Source organism: Fulvivirga kasyanovii (assembly GCF_009711405.1).
Lineage (GTDB): Bacteria > Bacteroidota > Bacteroidia > Cytophagales > Cyclobacteriaceae > Fulvivirga > Fulvivirga kasyanovii.
This window is the reverse complement of sequence record NZ_SMLW01000675.1, coordinates 32047-55896: the sequence shown is the minus strand read 5'-3', so window position 1 is coordinate 55896 and position 23850 is coordinate 32047. Positions and strand designations below refer to the sequence as shown.

At 42.5% G+C, this 23850-nt stretch carries 9 protein-coding genes; 6 read left to right on the top strand and 3 right to left on the bottom strand.

The genetic code is table 11. From position 1 onward, the window contains the following. Positions 1–35: 35 nt before the first annotated feature. Genes E1163_RS28620 through E1163_RS28610 form a run of 3 tightly spaced genes read right to left on the bottom strand, consistent with a single transcriptional unit; the run spans position 36 to position 16896 of the window. A complete protein-coding gene (locus E1163_RS28620; RefSeq protein WP_155176935.1) occupies positions 36–1088 on the bottom strand; it encodes a PorP/SprF family type IX secretion system membrane protein in 1053 nt (350 codons plus the stop codon). A 20-nt stretch (positions 1089–1108) separates the two neighbouring features. Further along, positions 1109–5929: a PKD-like domain-containing protein gene (locus E1163_RS31590; protein WP_155176933.1), complete on the bottom strand. Its 4821-nt coding sequence runs from the start codon at positions 5927–5929 to the stop codon at positions 1109–1111. After that, on the bottom strand, positions 5836–16896 hold the full coding sequence (locus E1163_RS28610; protein WP_155176930.1) for a PKD-like domain-containing protein: 11061 nt from the start codon (positions 16894–16896) through the stop codon (positions 5836–5838). The genes E1163_RS31590 and E1163_RS28610 overlap by 94 nt, the downstream gene beginning before the upstream one ends. Before the next feature lie 300 nt (positions 16897–17196). Here E1163_RS28610 and pyrG point away from each other — a divergent pair, with 300 nt between their 5' ends. The 6 genes from pyrG (at position 17197) to E1163_RS28580 (ending at position 23850) form a co-directional block, all read left to right on the top strand. Continuing rightward, positions 17197–18825: a CTP synthase gene (gene pyrG, locus E1163_RS28605; RefSeq protein WP_155176928.1), complete on the top strand. Its 1629-nt coding sequence runs from the start codon at positions 17197–17199 to the stop codon at positions 18823–18825. A gap of 16 nt (positions 18826–18841) precedes the next feature. Further along, positions 18842–20653, top strand: a complete 1812-nt coding sequence (gene yidC / locus E1163_RS28600; protein ID WP_155176926.1) for a membrane protein insertase YidC — start codon at positions 18842–18844, stop codon at positions 20651–20653. 209 nt (positions 20654–20862) lie between these two features. Beyond that, positions 20863–21543 (top strand): metal-dependent hydrolase, encoded by a 681-nt coding sequence (locus tag E1163_RS28595; RefSeq protein WP_155176924.1) that lies wholly within the window; start codon positions 20863–20865, stop codon positions 21541–21543. A 7-nt stretch (positions 21544–21550) separates the two neighbouring features. Then, complete coding sequence (locus tag E1163_RS28590; protein ID WP_155176923.1) at positions 21551–22321, top strand: ParA family protein; 771 nt, start codon at positions 21551–21553, stop codon at positions 22319–22321. Positions 22322–22341: 20 nt separating this feature from the next. Further along, positions 22342–23241, top strand: a complete 900-nt coding sequence (locus E1163_RS28585; protein WP_155176921.1) for a ParB/RepB/Spo0J family partition protein — start codon at positions 22342–22344, stop codon at positions 23239–23241. Further along, on the top strand, positions 23242–23850 hold the full coding sequence (locus E1163_RS28580; protein WP_155176919.1) for a DUF5683 domain-containing protein: 609 nt from the start codon (positions 23242–23244) through the stop codon (positions 23848–23850).

The following is a 23850-nucleotide window of genomic DNA, read 5'->3' as shown; positions in this document are numbered from 1 at the left end:
AAATACTAAAGTTATAATTGTGCTTCCGGACCTTATTAATTCCAGAAGCCTTCTTTGCTATTAAATGAAGGACAAGGGATCAGCTTACTCTTTCTCTTTACTCCCGGTCTGATAGATTTAGCTACAAATTCGTAAATTATAGATACTTCGTGCGACCCTCCGGTAGAAGTACTCAGCCTCGACACCGTAAAATCATAGCTATACCCTACTTGAAAGTTACCAAATAATAAGCTCATAACAAAGACCAAAGCATCCTGCTGCACCACCTGAATGGTTTCAGTTCCTGACTTGAAAGACCCGCTGATAGGGATACCTCTATACCAAACTCCTACGGCGATAGGATCGACATGGTATTGGAGCCCAACATCCAACTGCTGGAACGACGGCCCTTGCATACGGTATACAAATGAAGGTGTGAGGTAAGAAACCTTTGAAATCGTCCTTGGCCCATTGTACAGGGGCAATTTCATTCCTCCATGTATGTTTACCCTTACCGGTAACCGGCTCTCCTCACCGAGAATGGAAAGATTTGGCCTGTTCAGGTGATAAGCCGAAACGCCGAACCAAAGGCTTCTGTTATATAAAACTGCGCCCGAGGAAAAGTCAAAGTAGTTTTGGTTGCCCAGCTTATTGAGATCAGGGTCTATGGATTGACCATCAAATTCAAGTCCGTCGCGCAACTGTAATTTAGACCTGTCTATCCCATTGCTGCCATACGAAAAGTACAGACCGGGTGAAAATACCCAATTCTTGTTAATCCTTACCTTATACGAATATAAAAGCCCTGCATAAGTTGTTCTCCAACCTGCCGATCCCATTTTATCTGTCGTTGCCAGCACGCCAAAACCACTTTTCAGTTCATCTACAAATATTTCATACGAAAATGAATAGGTAGAAAAAGCCTGTGGAAGGTTTGGCCACTGTACCCTGTGGTTCGCTACAAGACGTTGCTGCGGTGTAATACCCGTAAACCCCGGATTCAGATATAAAGGGGCCGCATAATACTGCGAAAATTGCGGATCCTGACCATAGCTTTGAGTTATGGTTATTACTGCAAGAAATAGAACAAGTAGTATATTTTTTAACATAGTTACCTCAATAATTCAATTTACCTAATCAACGTTACATCTCCAATTCTGGTAGTTCTATCTCCATTGGATAGCCTCAGCGTGAGCTTATAAACATATACTCCTGCCGGTAACAGATTGCCATTCGCATCGTATCCATCCCAGCCTACAGTCTGGTCATTGCTTTCAAAGATCAGGCTGCCCCAGCGATCAAAGATCAGCATCTGGAACTCTTCCACACCTTGTGTGATAGGAAGGAAAATATCATTGTTCACCTCGTTGGTGATCCTTCCATCCCCGGATGGCCCGTTAGTGTCAGGGGTAAATGCGTTAGGAATACGCGTAGCGCCTCCCTCCTGCACCACCACTTCTTGTGTACTTGTATCAGAACAAACCACACCATCACCGTAATCCATTGAAGCCTCAAGGGTTATCGTAAATACACCTTCGTAAGTGTAAAGATGCTCCGGTTCAAACCCATCTGATGTTGCTCCATCTCCAAAATCCCAAAGGTATTGATTGGCACCATCACTATAGTTAAACGTCCTCATAGGCTGATCTGGCAAATAAATCACATCAGGCCTAAGGTCAAATGAAGAAATTGGCAGCTCGTACACCTCTATATCCGACTGAGTAGCCACCGCAGTCTGCCCGGTAATGGTATTTGAAGTTGTCAGGATAATATCATAAGTACCTGGCGTAACCAGCACAAAGGTGGGGTTAGCTTCTGCCGAGGTAAGTATAGTATTGCCTAACTGGTTGACCACCTCCCAGGCATATGCATCTCCTGTTGAATTGTTCTCAGTAATGGAAACTTCCAATGGCATACATCCTGCAACCGGAGTAGCTTTAAAGTCTGCTACAATCGGCGGCAATATTACATTGATAATTTCCGTGTAGCTCACCTCGCAATCCAGTCCCGCTGCCGCTGCATCCGGGTTAGTAATGGTCAAAGTAACCGTCTTAGGTCCTGGTGAGGTATAAGTAACTGTCGGAGGTGTTAAACCTGATGCAGTCGCCGGTGATGCATCTGTACCAAATGACCAGTTGTAATCGAAATCTGTATCATCTAACGGACTGGAAGCATTGCTGAGATTCAAGGTTGCACTTCCTCCTACGAACTCCGTGAGGTTATTTACAGTGAATAATGGTGTAACCTCTCTGTAAACCGTTACCGGTATTACCTCCTCAATGCTACAATTACCATTACCTCCCTGATACACCACCTCATAAATTATCGGATTCTGAGAAGATGTATTGACCAAATCATAGTTCACTCCAGCAGCGGTCGCCCTCACATCAATCTCCTCACTCACTCCCTGCCTTCTGTAGAACCACTTATGCGTACTTGCTCCAAGGGTAAAGTTGCTAAAGGAAACATTACCTCCACCACAAATGGTGGTTGGGCTATTGGCAATTACATTTGGTCTTATTGTAGGGAAAACTGTAACTGTTTTAGTACTAAAATCGACACAACTACCTTTAGTCGCAACAAGTTGAACTTGAGCTTCAAAATTTGATGATGTTGAAAAATTCTCAAATGTATGAGTAACAATTTGTCCGTTCACAGTCGTAGTAGCATTTATGTCTTCGTCAGGGGTGCCATCAAACCATGACCAAGTATAATCAACACCTGCCTCTTGATTGAAAGAAAAATTCACTGTAAGAGGAGAGCACCCAGTGTCATCGCCTACAACCTGAAATGTCGCGTCTACTTCATTAACTGTCACCGTAACCGCCTGCGTACCAGTTTGATTGGCAGGTAACGCTGAGCATCCATTAGCATCCGTGACAGATACAATGGAATAAGTTGTTGTCACCGTTGGGTTAACCTGAAGAACATGAAAATTGGGGATACCAGTCAATAAAGTTGTAGTGGCACCATCGCTGTACTCTATCTCAAAAGGCGGTATTCCGGTGAACTGCAAAGTTAAGAAGGTTGGATTAGTATCATTGCATTTCGGAATATCCGATGATAGGAACTGGCCAGTAATTCTCGGACCGATGCTTGCAATCACCGTTTGTGGCGCACCCTGACACCCTGTAGGACCTACAGGCCTGATGGTGTAGGTTACTGTTCCCGGGGCTATGCCATCATTATAAATCACCTGATTGATAAAGTCTCCATTAGTACCCGAGCCACCTGAATATCCCGATATATCAGTATTAGATGATGTTGCCGTCCAGAAGAAGGTTGTACTGGCTACATCTCCATCCAACTCTATAGAAAGCGGATTTGCAGGATCTCCTTCACATACAGAGATAAAGTTAGAGGCCACATTAATGTTTGGAGTCGGGGCAACATTAACCGTAACTGTAGTAGATGGTCCTTCGCAGCCATTGGTTTCTGGCGTAACGGTATAGATCAAGGTTTCTGGTGTATTGCCACTATTAAAAAGAACCTGGAACAGCAGGTTACCAAACCCATCGCTCTCTCCGGTTACATTCGGGTTATCAGCTACTGTCCATTTAAACAAGGTGTTGGCGATGCCCTGAGGCTCTGAGAAAGACACGTTCAGGATGTCTCCACTACAAATATCCACAGTAGTCTGGCTTGCAACTACGTTAGGTTCGGGGTTAACTGTAATCGTTACATCTACGGAAGCACCTTCACATGCACCTCCCGTTCCCAAACTAGCAGAAGTTACAGGGGTAAATGTATATTTTACCTGCTGCGGTGAATTGCTCGGGTTACTTAATACATCGGCCAAGAAATCTCCATCATTGAAAATATCCCCAATCGTTGATGCGCCTGTCACACCTCCATTAGCCACTACGTTATCCAGTCGGAAGAACACATTACCTGATGAAGGTGTCGTCGGTGTTGTCAGCTCGATAGAAGTAGCATCTCCCTCACATACGGTTTGAACCGTAGATGAAACATTCATCACAGGACGAGGTTCTACTGTAACTACCACAGTTTCCGAAGCTCCGTTACACCCTGCTCCTTCATTGGCCGCAGAAGCTACCGGAGTAATGGTGTAAGTAACCGTTTGTGGAGTATTGTCATTGTTCACCAATGTATGAGCAATAACAAAATTCTCAGGAAGGTTATTTAATGCAGGAATAAACCCTGTCACGGCGCCTGATGCTACCGCAGAATAATTGAAGGTTACGTCTCCGGAAGATGGATTTGTTGGTGAAGTCAGCGTGATATTCGTTGTTTCTCCACTACAAAGGTTCTCATCAGCCGGGTCATCAACTACAATTGCTGGCTCAATAGTTAACACAATGGTTGCAGGTGGCGTCTCTGGCCCTCTGCAAGATGCACCTGAAATTGGCACTACATCATACTCCACTGTCAAGGGACCATTGGTGCTATTAGTGAAAATGTCTCCGGCTATTTCATTAACATCCGTAGTTAAACCAACCGTTGCATTTCCTGCATTTGCCACCAAACCGGCAGCCACTCTGATATCCATGATTTCGTAGCTTGCAGCACCTACACTGGTAGCTGTAGTTGCCAGTACTATACCTGAGGCTTCGTCACTACAAACCGTGTTATCAAGGTCTGCCATCTGCGGTGCAGGATTAACCGTAAAAGTTATGTCCTCAGCATCACCCTGACAATTGTCTCCTGATACAGGAACTATGCGATAAACAACAGTTAACGGTGAACTTGTGGTATTTGTAAAAATATCCCCGGCCAGTGCATTGGCGGGCAAACCATTACCTGTAGTAACCACTACCGGTGTCAGGTTAGGGTTAGCGGTTACACTGATTATATTATAACTGGTTGCAGCGACTGAACTGGCTACGGTATTTAATGTATAACCAAATGCCACATCACTACAAACCGGTGCAGGAGACAAAGAAAGATCCAATACCGGTTCTGGCAATACTTCGAAATCGATCGTTTCTATGGCCCCCTCACAAGACAGCGGCCCTACACTTATCGGCCTGATCTGGTAAGTGACTGTTACAGGCGCCGAAGAGGTATTGGTGAATACGTCATTTCTGATCAAATTCAGGTTTCCGGTAGAGCCCACTACAGCATTGCCCGGTGCGGCAGAGAAGCCTGCTACAGCCGGAATGTTAACGCCTTCTAAACGATACGTGTTGGCAGCCACAGAAAGGCCATTGGTACTCAGTGTGATATTGGTAATTTCATCACTGCACCCATTATTATCAAGTCCTGGATTCAATGCTGGCTCGGGGTCAACTGTAATGGCTATGTCAAACGGATCACCTATACAGTCACCATCTGCCACTGCACTTCTTGGGGTTACCCTGTAAATAATAGTAAGTGGCGTGCTGGTTACGTTAGTAAATACATCGTTCTCAATGGCATTGGCAGTAAGGCCAGGTCCAACCGTTGCGGATCCGCTCAGCGCAGCATCCTGGCTTACTACTACAACATCATAAGATGCTGCTCCTATGGAAACTCCATTGGTATCGAAAACCACACCGGTAATCTCAGAGCTGCAAATATTTGCAGAAGCCAATGTCGGATCAATTACCGGCTCTGGGTGAACTGTAACTGTGATATCAAAAGGATTGCCTATACAATCACCATCTGCCGCGGCGCTTTTTGGCGTAACTCTGTAAACCACAGTACCGTCTGTTCCGCTAACATTTTCATAGCTATCGTTAGACAGAGCATTTGCTGCCAGATTACTTCCTATTGTAGCCCCGCCAATTAGGTTCCCACTTTGGCTAACAAGAGAAACATCATATCGATCGGCGGCAATGGAAGTTCCATTAGTATTCAAAGTAATGTTCAATACCTCATCACTACACACTTCAATACTGGCCAGTGCAGGATCAACTACCGGTTCAGGGTTAACAGTAATGGTAATGTTAAATGGATCTCCTGTACAATCACCATTTGCCGCAGAACTTTTTGGTGTAACCTGATACACAATAGCACCTGTGTATTGCTGGTATTTTCAAAACTATCATTAAACAGTGCATTGGCACTTACATTTGCCCCAACAGTTGGTGTTCCAATAACATTGGCATCCTGGCTAATCAGAATAACATCGTATCTATTGGCCGATATGCTCGTTGAGCTGGTGGCCAGATTGAAACTCAGTAATTCATCACTACACACTGTAATATTGGCCAAAGCGGGGTCAACAACCGGCTCGGGGTCAACCGTTACGGTTATTGTAAACGGATCACCAATACAATCTCCATCGGCTGCAGAGCTTTTTGGTGTAACCTGATACACAACTGTACCAGCAGTATTGGTCAGATTTTCAAAACTGTCGTTGACTAAAGCATTGGCAGGCTGGTCTGACCCGGCGGTAGCTGTACCAGTGATAAATGCATCCTGGCTCACTAAGGTTATATCATACCTGTCGGCTGCTATACTGGTTCCATTGGTTGTCAGGGTCAGGTTCAGTGGCTCATCACTACAGACGGTAGTTGCTGCCAAAACAGGATCCATTACAGGCTCCGGGTGGACTGTCACTGTTATCACAAAAGGATCGCCAACACAATCTCCATCGGCTGCCGAGCTTATGGGTGTTACCTGATAAACTACATTACCGGTTGTTGAGCTTACATTTTCAAAACTATCATTGACGAGGGCCGCAGGAGCAGAGTCAGTTCCTGTTGTAGCGGTTCCCGATACATTGGCATCCTGGCTTAGAAGTATAATGTTATACCGATCTGCTCCGACACTGCTACCATTTGTGGTCAATGTAAGGCTTAATGGCTCATCACTACAAACATCCAAAGTTGCCAAAGCAGGGTCTACGACCGGCTCCGGATTAACCGTAACCGTGATATTAAAAGGATCGCCGGTACAATCACCATTAGCGGCTGAACTTTTAGGTGTAATTTCATAGACCACTGTACCCGGAGTGGCACTTGTGTTTTCGAAATTGTCATTTATAAGAGAGTTGGCGGCCATATCCGGTCCGGTAGTTGGAGTGCCTATTACATTAGCATCCTGGCTTATCAAAGCAATATCATAGCGATCGGCTCCTATACTGGTTATAGTTGTAAATAAAGTAAGGTTCAGTATTTCATCACTACAAACCGTAAGCGATGACAAAGAAGGGTCTACAACTGGTTCTGGCTGGATGGTTACGGTGATATTAAACGGATCACCAGTACAATCTCCGTCTGCTGCTGCACTTTTAGGTGTTACTTCATAAACTACATTTCTCGGAATGTTTGTGAGGTTTTCAAAACTATCACCTGCCAGAGCATTGGCGGCTAAATTAGCACCCACTGTAGCTGTTCCGGTAAGGTTCACATCCTGACTAACCATTATAATATCATAGCGGTCTGCTCCTATTGAAGTGCCATTGGTCGCTAACGTAAGGTTCAGAGGTTCATCACTACAAACTGCCAATGTGGACAAAGCAGGGTCAACTACAGGCTCAGGATCAACAGTTACCGTAATGGTAAAGGCATCTCCGGTACAATCACCATTCGCCGCAGAACTTTTCGGAACAACACTGTAAACTACATTACCCGGCGTAGCACTCAGGTTTTCATAACTATCATTTACCAATGCATTTGCGGCTAAATCAGGTCCGACAGTCGGGCTACCGGAAAGGTTAGCATCCTGACTAATTAATGAAATATCGTAACGATCAGCTCCAATACTTATACCATTAGTATTTAATGTCAGGTTCAGCGCTTCATCGCTACATACGGTAGCTGTCGCCAGGGCAGGGTTAATAACCGGCTCAGGATTGACCGTCACTGTAATATTGAAAGGATTACCTGTACAATCTCCATCTGCTGCTGCGCTCTTGGGCGTTATGCTATAAATGATATTGCCCGGAAGATTGCTGACGTTTTGATAACTATCATTAACAATGGCATTGGCGGCCATATCTGTCCCCGTTGTTGGTGTACCTGTAAGGTTCGCATCCTTGCTTATAACAGTTATATCATAGCGATCAGCTCCTATACTGGTACCGTTTGTAGCCAATGTTAAATTCAGCACTTCATCACTACAAACAGTTAATGTAGCTAGAGCCGGGTCAATTACAGGCTCAGGATTAATAGTTATTGTTATATCAAAAGGATCTCCCGTGCAGTTACCATTTGCTGCTGCACTTTTGGGTGTTATCCTGTAAACAACATCCCCGCTGGTGTTACTGGTGTTCTCATAGCTATCTGTTGCTATTGCATTGGCGGTAAGATCAGACCCAGTGGTTGCGCCACCGATCAGGTTAGCATCCTGGCTTACCAGTGCTATATCATAACGGTCGGCTCCTATCGAACCTGCTGCTGTTGTCAGTACCACTCCCAACGGTTCATCACTGCAAATTGTAGTATTTGCCAATGCAGGGTCTACTGAAGGTTCCGGCTGAACCGTCACTGTAATATCAAACGAATTTCCTGTACAATCGCCATCAGCAGCCGCACTTTTAGGGGTTATTCTATAAACAACTGTGCCTGTTGTATTGGTAAGGTTTTCAAAACTATCATTTATCAAAGCATTGGCAGGCTGGTCAGATCCTGTTGAAGGCGTTCCGGTAATAAAAACATCCTGACTTACCAATCCAATATCATAGCGATCTGCCGCTATAGAGGTTCCATTTGTTGCTAATGTCAGGTTCAGTATTTCATCACTACATACAGTCAATGCTGACAGCGTCGGATCCATTACCGGCTCCGGATCAACGGTTACTGTTATTATAAACGGATCACCAACACAATCTCCATCTGCTACAGAGCTTTTTGGTGTTACTCTATAGATAACTTCGCCACTGGTATTACTTACATTTTCAAAAAGATCATTGGAGATGGCATTAGCAGAAAGATCGGGGCCTGTAGTAGGTGTGCCGTTAAGATTAGCATCCTGGCTAACCAGATCAATATCAAAACGGTCTGCTCCGATTGAGGTACCATTGGTTGTTAAATTTATACCCAATAAATCTTCGCTACAAATGGTCAACGTGGCTAGTGAAGGTTCCATAACCGGCTCAGGGTTAACCACAACTGTAATATCAAAAGCATCACCTGTACAATTTCCATCCGCAACGGCACTCTTTGGTGTTATGCGATAAACTACATTGCCACTTGTTCCACTTATATTTTCAAAGGCGTCATTGACAAGGGCATTAGCATTTAAATTAGAACCCATTGTAGGCGTACCCGAAACATTTGCATCCTGACTGATCAAAGCAACATCATATCTATCAGCAGAAACAGAAGTACCATTAGTGGCCAATGTAACACCAAGCACATCTCCACTACATATGGTCTGTATTGCCAAAGCAGGGTCAATTACAGGTTCAGGATCAACAGTTACTGTAATTGTAAAAGCATCGCCAAGGCAGTTACCATCGGCAGCAGCACTTTTTGGAATAACCTGATAAATAACATTTCCACTGGTACCGCTGATATTTTCATAAGTATCGTTAGCAAGGGCATTGTCAGCAAGATCGACACCTGCAGTCGGGGTGCCAGCCAAATTCGGATCCTGACTAATTACGGAAATATCATAACGATCTGCCGCTACCGAGGTTCCGTTAGTTGTTAATGTTATATTAAGCAGATCATCACTGCATACATTAAGGCTGGATAATGCCGGGTGTATAGCCGGTTCAGGGTTGACAGTTACTGTGATATCAAAAGTTTCTCCTATACAGTTACCATCTGCAGCGGCACTTTTAGGTGTTACTCTGTAAATAACATTACCACTACTGGCGCTAACATTTCTAAAATTGTCATTGACCAAAGCAGTTGGTGTAAGATCAACCCCTGTAGTTGGAGTTCCAATCACATTCGGTGACTGACTTACCAATATAACATCATACCTGTCGGCAACAACTGAGCTACCATCTGTATTTAATGTCAGGTTCAGTATCTCATCACTACACACTTCCCATGTTACCAGGGCCGGATCAACAACCGGTTTGGGGTCCACCGTTACGGTAATATTAAAAGGGTCTCCCAAACAATCTCCACTGGCTACTGCACTTTTGGGTATTATCCTATAAACTACATCTCCACTGGTATTGCTAACATTCTCAAAACTATCATTAACCAACACATTTGCGGGCAAATCTACCCCAACGGTTGGAGTTCCTGTCAAATTAGCATCCTGACTTAGCAGGCTCACATCAAACCTGTCTGCAGCTACTGATGTACCATTGGTTGCCAGGGTTAGGTTCAATATTTCATCACTGCATATGGTTATTGCTGCCAGCGCTGGATCCATGACGGGTTCAGGGTCAACAGTTACTGTAATGTCAAAAGCATCACCTGAACAGTCCCCATCTGCTACTGCACTTTTTGGAACAATACGATAAACAACTGCACCACTGGTATTGCTTACATTCTCGAAACTATCCCCCGCCAGAGCATTTGCAGACAAATCTGAACCCGTACTTGCCGTTCCTGTTAGATTAGTACTCTGACTTATTAACGCAATATCGTACCGATCAGCAGTAATTGAAGTACCATTGGTGGACAGGGTAAGGTTTAAAGGCTCGTCACTACATAGTCTCAAAGTAGACAGTGCCGGATCCATTACCGGTTCAGGAGCTACCGTAACCGTAATATCGAAGGCATCTCCTGAACAATCCCCACTAGCCACCGGACTCTTTGGTATCACTCTATATATAATGGTGCCATCCGTGCTACTGGTATTTTCAAAGCTGTTATTTACCAGAGCCGTTGCTGATAAATTTGCTCCTGTAGTAGGCGTTCCAATTAAATTAGCATCCTGACTTACCAAAGAAACATCATAGCGATCGGCTGCTATCGAAGTGCCATTTGTGGCCAGGGTAAGGTTCAAAATTTCATCGCTACAAACTTCCAGGGCAGATAAAGCTGGATCCATAACCGGTTCAGGGCGGATTCTGAATACCACATCAAAATCAGCACCCTGACAGCCACTGCCAGAGGTGGTTTCAAAAGGTGTTATGGTATAGGTAATATCAACATTTGTTGCTCCTGTATTGGTATAAGTATCAGTTATTGGATCACCTGAAGCCACTGCGCGGTCAGCGCCGGCAGGCACATTACCCGGGTCGCTACTGATTACTGTATAAGTAAACTCACTTGCCAGTGAATTACCCAAGCCATTAATATTATCTACCTGAATATTGTAATTGAGAGGCACATCACTACAATACAGTTCAAGGTCATCCTGACCAACGGGTTCAGGATTAACCGTAATTACAACTACCTGAGTATTTCCATCGCAATTATCCGGGCTGGTCGGTGTAACTTCATATGTAACTGAGCCAACGGCACCGGATGTATTCGTCAAAACCTGAGTAATATTTCCCGCTCCTGTCTGACCAACAGAAGCTCCACCTATTGGCCCTGTCTTAGAGATCACTTCCCAGGCAAAAGTACTTCCCGGAATGCTCGATGTAAAGGTCAGAACACTATTTACAGCTCCTCCACTGCATATCTCTTCTGCATTTGATGAAGTCATAACCGGCCTTGGATTGACAGTGACTGCAAAAGGATCCGCAGCCGGACTGGTACAACCCGCAGAGCTGGTTTCTGTTACTGTAATATTACCTGTAGCTGTTCCAATATTGACAACAATTTCATCCGTTCCCTGACCACTAACTATTGAACCCAGGGTTCCCGGTACATTCCAGGTGTAAGTTGAGCCTCCTGTTGGTGCTGTAATTGAATAAACCACGTTTTGCTGTCCAGTGCACACCTCTGAATCACCAGCGATTATTGGTTTGGCTGGAGCGTCATCAACAATAATCATGATAGTATTTGTGTTGCCAACGCAACCATCTGCCGATGTTTCAGTTACCGTAACAGGAAGTCCGGGCGCTAATACTTCGTTGGGGAACCTGAGCAATACAAAAAAGTCATTGCTACCACCAACCTGAACAAACTCTCCCGTTCCGGTCGGGACACTCCAACTGTAGGTTGATCCAGGGTTTAAAGCATCATCAACCTGGAATATTTGAATATTTGAGCTTTTACAAATAGTATAAGAAGCCGGTGTCGTATTATCCGGTGTAATAATTGAGTTATCAACCGGTCTGGGATTAATAGTAAACTCAACTGCTGCAATATCTTGACACAATGTATTATTATCTGTAATCACAGCATAAAAAATGTCTCCATCCTGAACATCATCCACATCCGTATCAGCCGGAGAGATTATTTCAAAACCCGTAAGATCAGAAGGCACTGTCACAACACCTCCCGGATCAACAAACCACTCCACAGTTCTATCAGCCGAATTATTAGTTACATTGTCATTTAAGGTTGTAAGGTCAATGTCATCTTTATCTCCACTACCTACTGTTTCTTCGCAAAATACAGTCTCCGAATTAGTAGCACCCTGATCTATTGCATCAGGCAGTGTATGTACAGTAAAGGTAATCGCCCCATCTTGCTCACATGACGTATTTGCAGAAGTACCAGTATCTGTAACTCTGGTATAGATGATAGTCCCATTACTAACATCAACATTTGTAGGATCAGCAATTAAATTAACAGGAGGTGGGTCAGTAAAAAACTGCACGATCCTCCCTGTTGAGCCTACAATTCCGGTAATCTGATCATTATATGCGGTTAAGTCTACCCCTGTAACTATATTGCTACTCTGTGGCAATTCCTCACATAACTCAGGAAGAGGATCGTTAGCAACTGGTAAGGGGTTTCGAATAACGTCCACCGTTTGTGATGTAGGACTACAAACTCCCAAAGCACTCGAAACAGTCCAGGTAAGTGTTGTGGTACCTACGGGCAATCCGGAAACAACGGCATTCTCATCGCTAATATTAGAGAAGCTTAAAGTATTCGCAGATTGATCCCTGACAACTACATTATCAAATCGCAAAAATTCATCATTTGCACTGTTTTGTACCCGCACTATAATTTTTAATGCACTGCCTCCACCAGACACAAGACTACCTGACAAATTAACAAAGGCGCCATCAGGTGTTGAAAAGTTATTGTTAACACTAGCTATGAGCTGAATTGGATTCGCATCTATTTGATAGTAAATCTCTATATGATCGGCTCCTTCGTGAACTCCTGCTTCAGCAACATCAACAGAAACATCTATATTCGTAACCCCGGAAATATCAATATCATTGGAAATCCAGTCAACATCAATCCCATCAAGATCTCTTGCTTCAAAATAGTTATTGCGAACTTCAAAATGTGTATCAGCATCTAAAGAAAGTGAGTTCGTATTTCTTGACCAGCCAAACTGATCATTATCTACTATTGTTCCGTTGGCAGATGACTCAAAGTCTTCATAAAAAAGTAGACCTGAGTAAGTCCATATGCCACTTCCTCCATTATCAGCAGGTACTGCCCCCAAGGTAATCTGGTCTGTACAGGTTTCTAATAATGTGAGGTCATCATCCGCATCTGCATCAGCAGAGGAAGGAGCCAAGTCCTGCGTATGTACCACTGACACTGCATTTAAGCTTTCGCAATTGGTTGGAGCAGTATTGCTTTCAACTACAGCATAAAAAGTTGCTGTTGTCGTAGAAGAAGGAGTAAATAACTCTCCCTGAGCTCCGGAAACTGTTCCGAAAGCCGGATCAGCATCAACAGTTAAGGCAGCATCCTGATACCAATGGATTATGTTTCCTGCTGGTGGAGCATCCACAGAAAGTGTCGCTCCTGTCAAATCGGTAGAACAAGCTATAGCATCAACCGGATTCGTTGGGTCCGCAGGACGAGGGTTGATAATAACATTATGTGGTCCTGAGGGTAAACCGGTAGCTGTACAGGAAGATGTTACATTAACAATTGATGTAATCTCGTAAGAATATGTCCCCGGAGTTCCTCCTAAATCCGCAGTATAGTCAGGTTGTATCCTAAAAACACCTAAGGCATCTACCGGTTGATTAGTAATTACAATTGAACTACCGCCGTTTATGTTATAGGTAATGTCATATTGCTGTGTATTATCATCTGGTGATAAATCGATAATAATATCAGGCGCATCTGTAGAAGCACCATCATCACAAACTGCTGTTTCAACCGTTACAGATTCTATAGCCGGAGGAGCTACAGCACTTACAGCTATTGTAGCTGAGCCTGTAATATTCGCTGAAGGGGATGTAACCGTACAATTTATCGATGTACCCAAATCAGTGACAGATGTAATCTCGTAGGTATCATCCAACCCATCCACAACAGATGTAGAACCGGGGATGGTATAGGGTGAAGTGATGCCGTTAACAGTGGCAGGTACCCCATCCCGGGTATAGGTAATATTATATGGTCCTGTTCCCGTAAGTGTGACTACTGCTGGTGGGGCCGGATTCCCAGCACAAACAGAACCACCACCTGCTATAGTAGCAGTTGGAAGCGGGTTGATAACAATATCAATTGGATCAGATAATTGGCTTTCGCAGTTTGTTGGATCGATACCAATTGTTTGTACATAATATCTGCCAGACTCACTTACTAAATCCAATACCAGTTGATTGCTCGTATTCTGTTGTATAGGGGTTGACAAATCTGGGTCCTTAAACCACGCATATTCATCCGCATCACCATCGGTATTATCAGACTGTAAAATGGTTTGGCTACCATCTGCACAAATATTTGTCCCATCTCCAACCTCAGTAATTGTCGGCTTTACAGGAACGGGGTTAACCGTAATTGTTGCATCAGCACTGGTTTCGGTGGTGCAAACTCCATTTTCAATTATTGCTCTGTAATCATACGTACCTTCAGCTACCAAAGTCTCTTGAAAGCTTGTATTTCCTGCATTACCAATATCAACAAACCCTCCATTATTAACCTGCCTTTCCCACCTCACAACGTCTCCCCGATGCCCTGTCAGTGTCAATACTCCTGTTGACTCTCCTTCACATATAACGTTGTCTGAGTTAATAATGCCTCCAAGTGTAGTATTGTATATTGTTACTGTAAAATTTCGATAATTGGAATAGCAATCTGGTGCTGTAGAATACTTTCTTCTCACCCTGATTGTTCTGGTGACTGAAGAGAATGATCCTCCTAAGTTGAAATTTGCTGTAATACTTTGACCTGTCGTGGCATTAAGGTTTACCCCGCTTCCACCAGTAGTAGACCATTCATATTCTGTTATCCCTCCAATCGCTGTGGGAGCCGCCGGAGTTGGCAAAGAAAATGAAACATTATTTGTTCCGTTACATATTTCACTACTTCCACTAATGGCATCAGGCTGAACTAAATCTTCTCTAATATAAATAGAAGTAGGAATTGGTTCACTTGTACATACTGTTCCTACTCCAGTCGTGGGTCTTTGATACGACACCCAAACTGTATATTGACCTGCAGTAGTACTATTGTTTACCCCCCCAGAACTTGCGCTTAAAGTAGTTGAAGTGTTGGTAGTAATTAAATTTCCACCGGCCGACGGATCATCATCATACCAATTTATTATGTCAAAAGTTCCAGGAGCTGGAACTGTCACTTCAAAATTCGGAAGTACACCTCCATTACAAATTTCTTTGTCAACAGCCACAGCCACTGGAGGTTGTTGAACCAAAACAATAGTAGCATCATCGGTGATAGGAGCTTCATCTCCATCTGCCAAATCCCCAGAAGAAGGTGTAAGATTGGTTATAGGAAATTCTGGCCCAGGTGTATCATCATACGGATTACATACATTCCACATTCTTAATCGAACAACAAACCGTTTGCCTGATGGAGCGTACACATTGGTCGGAAGAACATTAATGTCATAAGTTCCAGGCAATGGAGTATTTTCATCAACTGGCGAAGAAAGCACTTTTATAGGACCTGCGTAAGGAAAAGAGGATTGGATACCCTCTCCATCAGCAGTAGCATCAACTTCCACATCTGCAAGAAAATCACTATCACCTGAGTTAACTCCGTATATATACTGATACCATCTGATCCTGGTATTTTTTTTATCAACTTCAATCGGAGACACACAGTTTACCGTAGACTCATTATTAAAAGTAACTGTCACACTTTCTCCCTCGCATACCTCGATCTCATCATCACCTTCCAGTGGATCCGTAATATCAATCTGTCCTAATGCTCCGTTAGCTAGATCATCAAAAACTTCATAAGTTTGTTCCTGAAAAACACTGGTACAAATAACACCACTATCGGTATATCTTAAATGCGCTCTTGTCAGATATGAACAATCCGTACCATTATCTGGAAAAGTGTAATTGGCAGATGCCGACCACGATTGACTTGACACATTTAGCTCAGATGGGTTGTCCAATGTAGGGGAAACTATTGTAGGTGTACCAAACCCTGAATTTTCATAGTCAAAATAGTATAGATAGGATAATGTATACGGATCCTCATAATCAATGCCGGTCAAGACTAAATTAAATTGAACCTGACGTGGCCCACAAACATTAACATCAGACCCCGCTTGGCCACTATTTGGAAATGCAACAGAACAATTTTGTGCAGCAGTAGCATCGCTACCCTGCACAACGGTACCTGCATTCACATCTCCAACATCGAATGCAACCATGGCATAATAGTAAGTAGTATTATTAGTTAACCCTGTAAATCTTGCTCCCGTATATGGTGTCCCAGGAAAAGAAGGATTATCAGGAGTATCAGCGGCAGAAAAAGTTTCAGCCTGTCCGCGGATTCTTGAAGCTGTAACTCCTCCAAGATTTAAAGCATCAATTCTAATTTGATTGGCTGTCAAAGTCCCTGGATTAGATGAATAAAGCGCAAAATATATAGTACCTGCTTCATTCATAGAAGCCCTTAACCAGGAAGATGTTCTTGCGAAACCAGCAAAAAGAGAGCCTGGCGTAAAGTCAACTGATGCACTATATAAATTTAATTCATTATAGCTATTCGCAGACAATGGTTCTTCACAATTATCTCTGAATCCTGCAAAGCCGTCAAATCCCGCTAAAATCAATAAAACAAGAAGAAATAAATGACTGGTAAGTTTATAGACAACTTTCATTAAAGGTGGTTGGTTAGATTCTCCGTAATTAAAGTTCAAAATAAGCATATATCCTCAAAACTTATAGGTCAGAGGGGGATTTTTGGATATAGCTTGTTTGAACAATGAATACAATATTAGTTTTTCTTGTAACCATCTCAAATTAGATTTTTCCGATTTTTTCACAAAGCCATATTTGACAAGTGGTTAGGTCTTTTTTTGTTCAATATAAAATTTCTTATTTCTATTACCGATTTCAGGTTATTCATGTACCTTTGCACCCCATAAGTTCTAAAGCAATTCATACTACTAAATCAACTTATGGCTACGGCAAAGTATATTTTTGTTACCGGTGGGGTAACTTCTTCTCTTGGTAAAGGAATCATCTCAGCTTCTTTGGGCAAACTGCTTCAGGCAAGAGGATTCAAAGTTACCATACAAAAATTTGATCCCTATATTAATATAGATCCTGGCACTCTTAACCCATATGAACATGGAGAATGCTATGTAACCGATGATGGGGCTGAAACAGACCTTGATCTCGGACACTATGAAAGATTTCTAAACACTCCAACTTCACAGGCCAATAATGTTACTACTGGCCGAATATATAATAACGTAATCACCAAAGAGAGAAAAGGTGAATATCTGGGTAAAACAGTGCAGGTTGTACCTCACATCACTGATGAAATAAAGAGAAACATTTTCCAGCTTGGTGAAAGTGGTGAATATGATTTTGTAATTACTGAGATAGGCGGTTGCGTTGGTGATATTGAATCTCTTCCTTTTATTGAAGCCGTACGACAGGTAAAATGGGATGTGGGTGTAAACAACTTTCTTGTTATCCACCTCACGCTTATCCCCTACCTAAGCGCTGCAAAAGAATTAAAGACAAAACCTACCCAGCACTCTGTCAAGCAACTATTAGAGGCTGGTATTCAGCCTGACATCCTGGTATGCAGGTCTGAAAGGCACCTTCCACCGGAAATAAGAAAAAAACTAGCCCTGTTTTGCAACGTCCACATTAACTCTGTCATCGAAGCTCTGGATGCAGATACTATTTATGACGTGCCTATCCTGATGCGAAAGGAGAAACTAGCCGAACGTGTGCTGGCCAAATTGAAAATACCCAACAAAAACGAACCAAACCTTGACCAGTGGAAAGTCTTTCTGGGCAAACTAAAAAACCCTACTGACGAAGTCAATATTGGCCTGGTGGGTAAATATGTAGAGCTTCCTGATGCGTATAAGTCCATAGTTGAAGCATTTACCCATGCTGGTGCGGTAAATGAGTGCAAGGTAAATATAGAGTGGATCTCATCTGAAACGATCACTGAAGAAAACAGCGCATCTATTTTGGGTAAATTTGATGGCGTTCTGGTAGCTCCGGGTTTTGGTGAGCGTGGTGTGGAAGGAAAAATCGAGGCTGTCAAATTCCTGAGGGAAAGTAAAACACCATTTTTTGGCATTTGTCTGGGCATGCAATGCGCTGTTATTGAATTCGCCAGAAATGTATTAAAACTTAAAGATGCTTCTTCTACCGAGCTTAATGAGAAAACAAAACATCCGGTAATAGACCTGATGGAGGAGCAAAAGAAAGTAACAGATAAAGGTGGAACAATGAGATTGGGTGCTTATCCTTGTGATTTGAAAAAAGGAAGCAAGACAAGCTCTGTCTACGGGAAAACAAAGATCAGTGAGCGCCACAGGCACAGATACGAGTTTAATAATAAATATCTGGAGCAAATGGAAAAAGCAGGACTAATGGCTACCGGGATCAATCCTGATACGGGATTGGTTGAAGTTGTTGAGCTTAAAGACCATCCATGGTTTATTGGTACGCAGTACCACCCTGAGCTTAAGAGTACAGTTTTAAATCCGCACCCTCTATTTGTAAAATTCGTAGAGGCTGCTCAGAACCACAAGAAAGAGAATAACTCAAAGCGTTAATTATTAAAAGAATACAATGGATAGAAACCAAGCAACAGGTTTAATTTTAATCGCAGTAATGATATTGCTGTATTTTTATTTCTTTTCACCTGAGCCGATACCGGTAGAAGAGCAAACTCCGGTAACGGAACTTGCGGAAGGCGATAAAAATATAGAATCACCCGATAGCTTAGCCCAAACTACAGAAACAGTAAATGATTCCGTGCAGACATTGCTTAACCAGCAGAAGTACGGTGTTTTTGCCAATGGTGCTTCCGGAGCTGCGACAGAGAATGTTCTTGAAAATGACCTGGTAAAAATTTCACTGACCAATCATGGTGGTAAGATCAACAATGTTGAGCTTAAGAATTTCACAACTTACACCGATGAGCCGGTTGTACTGATCAATGAAGAAAGAAACGAGTTTGCTCTTCTTCTGAATTCATTAGGTAAGCAAATAGACCTGAACAAGCTCTACTATTCTGCTAATACGCAGACAGTAGGCGACACTTCAGTCCTCACCTACACACTTAATGTTGGTCCCGGACAAAGCGTAAAGCACATTTATAAGCTGTCTAACGGAAGCTATCAGTTAAGCTATGCTCTTGAACTCAAAGGACTGGATCAGTACATTTCGCAGGAAAGCCTGACTTATCAGTGGTATGACCGCATCAAAACCCAGGAAAAAGATGTGGAAATGAGCCGCAGGAACTCTACGATTAATTACTACACCGTTGAAGAAGAGTTTGAGGGATTAGCAGAGGGAAGCAATAGTACAGAGGAAGAAGTAGTTGAGGAGAGCCTCAAATGGGTGGCTATTAAACAACGTTTCTTTGTTGCAGGTATAATAGCCAACGAAAGCTTTGGCAAAGGTAAGTTCACTACCTCCATAGATCCTGATGACCCGTCTACAGTAAAATATGCAAAGGTTAACCTAAGTATACCTGCTGAAAATGTTAAATCGGGAAAAGCTGTTTATACGTATTACTTTGGGCCAAACGATTATCACATCCTTGGTGACGTTGCAGATGATTTTGAGAGTAATCTTTACCTGGGCTGGCCTCCTATGAAATGGATCAATCGCTTTGTGATCATACCCTTATTTGATCTTTTAGGTGGCTTCATCAGCAACTATGGTTTGATCATAATCATCATGGTACTGCTCATTAAACTTGTGCTTTCCCCTCTTTCATATAAGTCATACCTGTCTATGGCGAAGATGAAAGTACTGAAACCAGAGCTGGACGAAATAAAAGAAAAGCATGGTGACGACATGACCAAAGCTCAACAGGAGCAAATGAAGCTTTATCAAAAAGTAGGGGTAAGTCCACTCAGTGGCTGTATTCCCATGCTACTGCAGATGCCTATACTTTTTGCCATGTTTTATTTCTTTCCTCAATCCATTGAGTTAAGGGGCGAAAGTTTCCTTTGGGCTGAAGATCTGTCTACGTATGACTCCATTATGCAACTGCCATTCACCATACCTTTTTATGGAGACCATGTCAGTCTTTTCGTGTTATTGATGACCATGTCGACCATTCTATACACATGGTCTAACCAGCAGGTAAGTACCGTACAGGGGCCGATGAAAACGTTCTCTTATCTGATGCCGGTAATATTTATGTTTGTACTAAACTCTTATCCTGCTGCCCTGAGTTTCTATTATTTTGTATCCAACATTGTAACTTTTGGACAGCAAGCATTGATAAGAAAATTTGTTGACGAAGAAAAAATCAAAGTTATCCTCGAGGAGAACAGGAAAAAGAATGTTAACAAGAAAAAATCGAAATTTCAGTTAAAACTTGAGGAGGCAATGAAGGCCAGTAATCAGGGAAAATCGAAAAAATAATTTAGTTTAAAAAATTTATTCTGAGGCTGTCTTCAGAGTCTGTTGCCCTTTAAAAACCGCTATGGTTATGTTGCTAAAGGTTATCTCCAGACTCCGTAGACAGCCTCTTTGTATTTTCATCAAATAGTGTCGTTACATTAACTTACATAATTCAATTAAACTTATATCTTTGTAACCCTGATTTCGTAATCCAAACCTCACAGTTAAATATGGAAGTTACTTACTATGGACATTCGTGTTTTCTAGTTGCAACCGCAGGAAAGAAACTCCTTTTTGATCCTTTTATATCTCCCAATGAATTGGCAAAAGATATAAACATCAGTGAGATTAAAGCTGACTACATCATCCTTTCCCATGGTCATCAGGATCACATTGCTGACGTAGAAAATATTTATAAGAACAATAAGGCTCAGATCATTTCAACTTTTGAAGTAATATCATGGTTTGCCGAGAAAGGGCTGGAAAACGGGCATCAAATGAACCACGGAGGACGTTGGGATTTTGATTTCGGCACCTTAAAAATGGTCAATGCGGTACACTCCAGTAGCATGCCCGACGGCAGCTATGGCGGCAACCCTGCCGGTTATGTAATAAAAAGTGAAGGTAAAACCTTTTATTATGCCGGAGACACTGCACTTCATTATGATATGAAGCTTATTGAGGACGAGTTCAACATAGACTTTGCTTTTTTGCCGATTGGAAGTAATTTTACGATGGGTATAGAGGATGCTAATAAGGCTGCCGATTTTGTGGGAACAAAAAAAGTAATCGGCATGCACTATGATACTTTCCCCCTCATAAAAATAAACCACGAAGAAGCAAAATCAGCTTTTCAGAGTCATGGTAAGGAGTTGGTATTGATGGGTATAGGAGAAACTATTAATTTATAATCAATCGATGAGTAAAGTAATTGCCATTGCAAACCAAAAAGGTGGTGTAGGAAAAACTACATCTGCTATCAATCTTGCAGCTAGTATGGCTGCCTTAGAATATAGAACCCTGGTCATTGATGCTGACCCTCAGGCGAACTCAACATCAGGACTGGGCTTAAACCCCAAAGAAGTAGAAGTAAGTATATATGAGTGCATGGTGGATGGCATTGATGTTACTGAAGCTATTACAGAGACGGACATTGACTACCTGCACATTTTACCTTCTCACATCGACCTTGTGGGTGCCGAAGTAGAGATGGTAAATATTGAACGCAGGGAAGAAAGAATGCGAGATGCCCTAAAGCTGGTGAAAAAAGATTATGATTTCATTATCATAGACTGTTCTCCATCATTGGGTTTGATCACTATCAATGCCCTGACCGCGGCAGACTCAGTTATCATACCTGTTCAGTGTGAGTACTTCGCTCTTGAAGGTTTAGGAAAGCTATTAAATACCATAAAGATTATTCAGACACGACTTAACCCGGAACTGGAGATTGAAGGTATTCTGCTTACTATGTATGATGTTAGATTGAGGCTATCAAACCAGGTTGTGGAAGAAGTAAAAACCCACTTCCAAAAAATAGTATTTGACACAATAATACCAAGAAATATAAAGTTAAGTGAGTCACCAAGCTTTGGTGTACCTGCTATAGCACACGACGCGGAAAGTAAGGGAGCATTGAGCTACCTGAACCTTGCGAAGGAAATAATGGAAAAAAACGGAATTTCATGATCAATTAATTAGGAGGAAGCATGGCGAAAAAAGATTTGAAGAGAAGAAGTGCATTAGGCAGAGGACTTGGTGCTTTATTGGAAGATTCCCCTGCAAAAGGTCAACCGGAGGAGCAAAAAGAGTATCCCTCTGCAGGAACAATGAATTCCATTCCTCTTGAGGAAATTGAAGTAAATCCGTTTCAGCCCAGAACACATTTTGATCAGGAAGCTCTGCAAGAACTTGCTGATTCCATCAAGGTACAAGGTATTATACAGCCCATCACGGTAAGAAAGCTGTCTAAAAACAAGTACCAGCTCATATCAGGAGAAAGAAGGTTTCAGGCTTCAAAACTTGCAGGACTTGAAGTAATACCAGCCTACGTCAGAACTGCTGACGACCAGCAAATGCTGGAAATGGCATTGATCGAGAACATTCAGAGAGAGAACCTGAACTCGATCGAAATCGCCCTGAGTTACCAAAGGTTGCTTACCGAATGTAACCTAAAGCAAGAAGAGTTAGGTGACAGAGTTGGTAAAAACAGAACTACGGTCAATAATTACCTGCGATTACTGAAACTTCCGCCAGATATACAGGCAGCTCTCAGAGACAAGAAATTATCTATGGGACATGCCCGCGCGCTCATTAATATCGAAAATATTGATACGCAGCTAGATATCTTCAAAAAAGCAATAGAACACGACCTTTCAGTAAGGAAAGTAGAGGAATTGGTGCGCCAGGCCATGACTCCCCGCAAAGAAGAGAAGGAAGAAAAACCTGCACCGGAAGGTGGCAAGGAAATTGCTAACCTACAGACCAAACTGGCATCTCACTTCGGCACTAAAGTACAAGTGAAGTCTGATGGCAAAAAAGGAGAAATTAAAATACCTTTTATATCAGTGGAAGATCTCAACAGGATACTGGAAATCCTGAATGTTTAAATGAAAAGCATTTATCTCATACTTGTAGCTGTCTTATTTGGCTACTCAATAGCAGCAGGGCAAATTACACCACCGTCGGTAAACCCTGACACAGTTGAAAATACAGAAACAGAACAGATCATCATTGAGAATGATGAAAATGTTGAGGTAAAGGAGATAGAGACCTATGCAGATCAGTTTGTGCCCCGTAAGGCATCGCTCTATGCAGCAATTCTGCCAGGAGCAGGTCAGATCTACAACAAGAAATACTGGAAATTACCTATTGTATATGGAGGGTTTGTAGCTCTGGGTTTTGCTGTAGACTTCTACAATGACAGATATACACTGTTAAGAACTGAACTGTTTAAAACACTTAACGATACAGGATACTCATCTCCGTATGGCAATGAAACACAACTTCGCAACAATCTCGACAGTGAGCGAAGAGACCGGGATTTTTATGTGATTATGATAGGCGTGCTCTATCTGCTTCAAATTGCTGATGCTCACATTGATGCCCACCTGAAAGAATTTGATCTTAACCCGGATTTACAAGTATCTCTCGAGCCTTCATTTAGCAATGAAGCATTTGGCTATAACGCCGGACTTTCCTTAAAACTAAAATTCTAA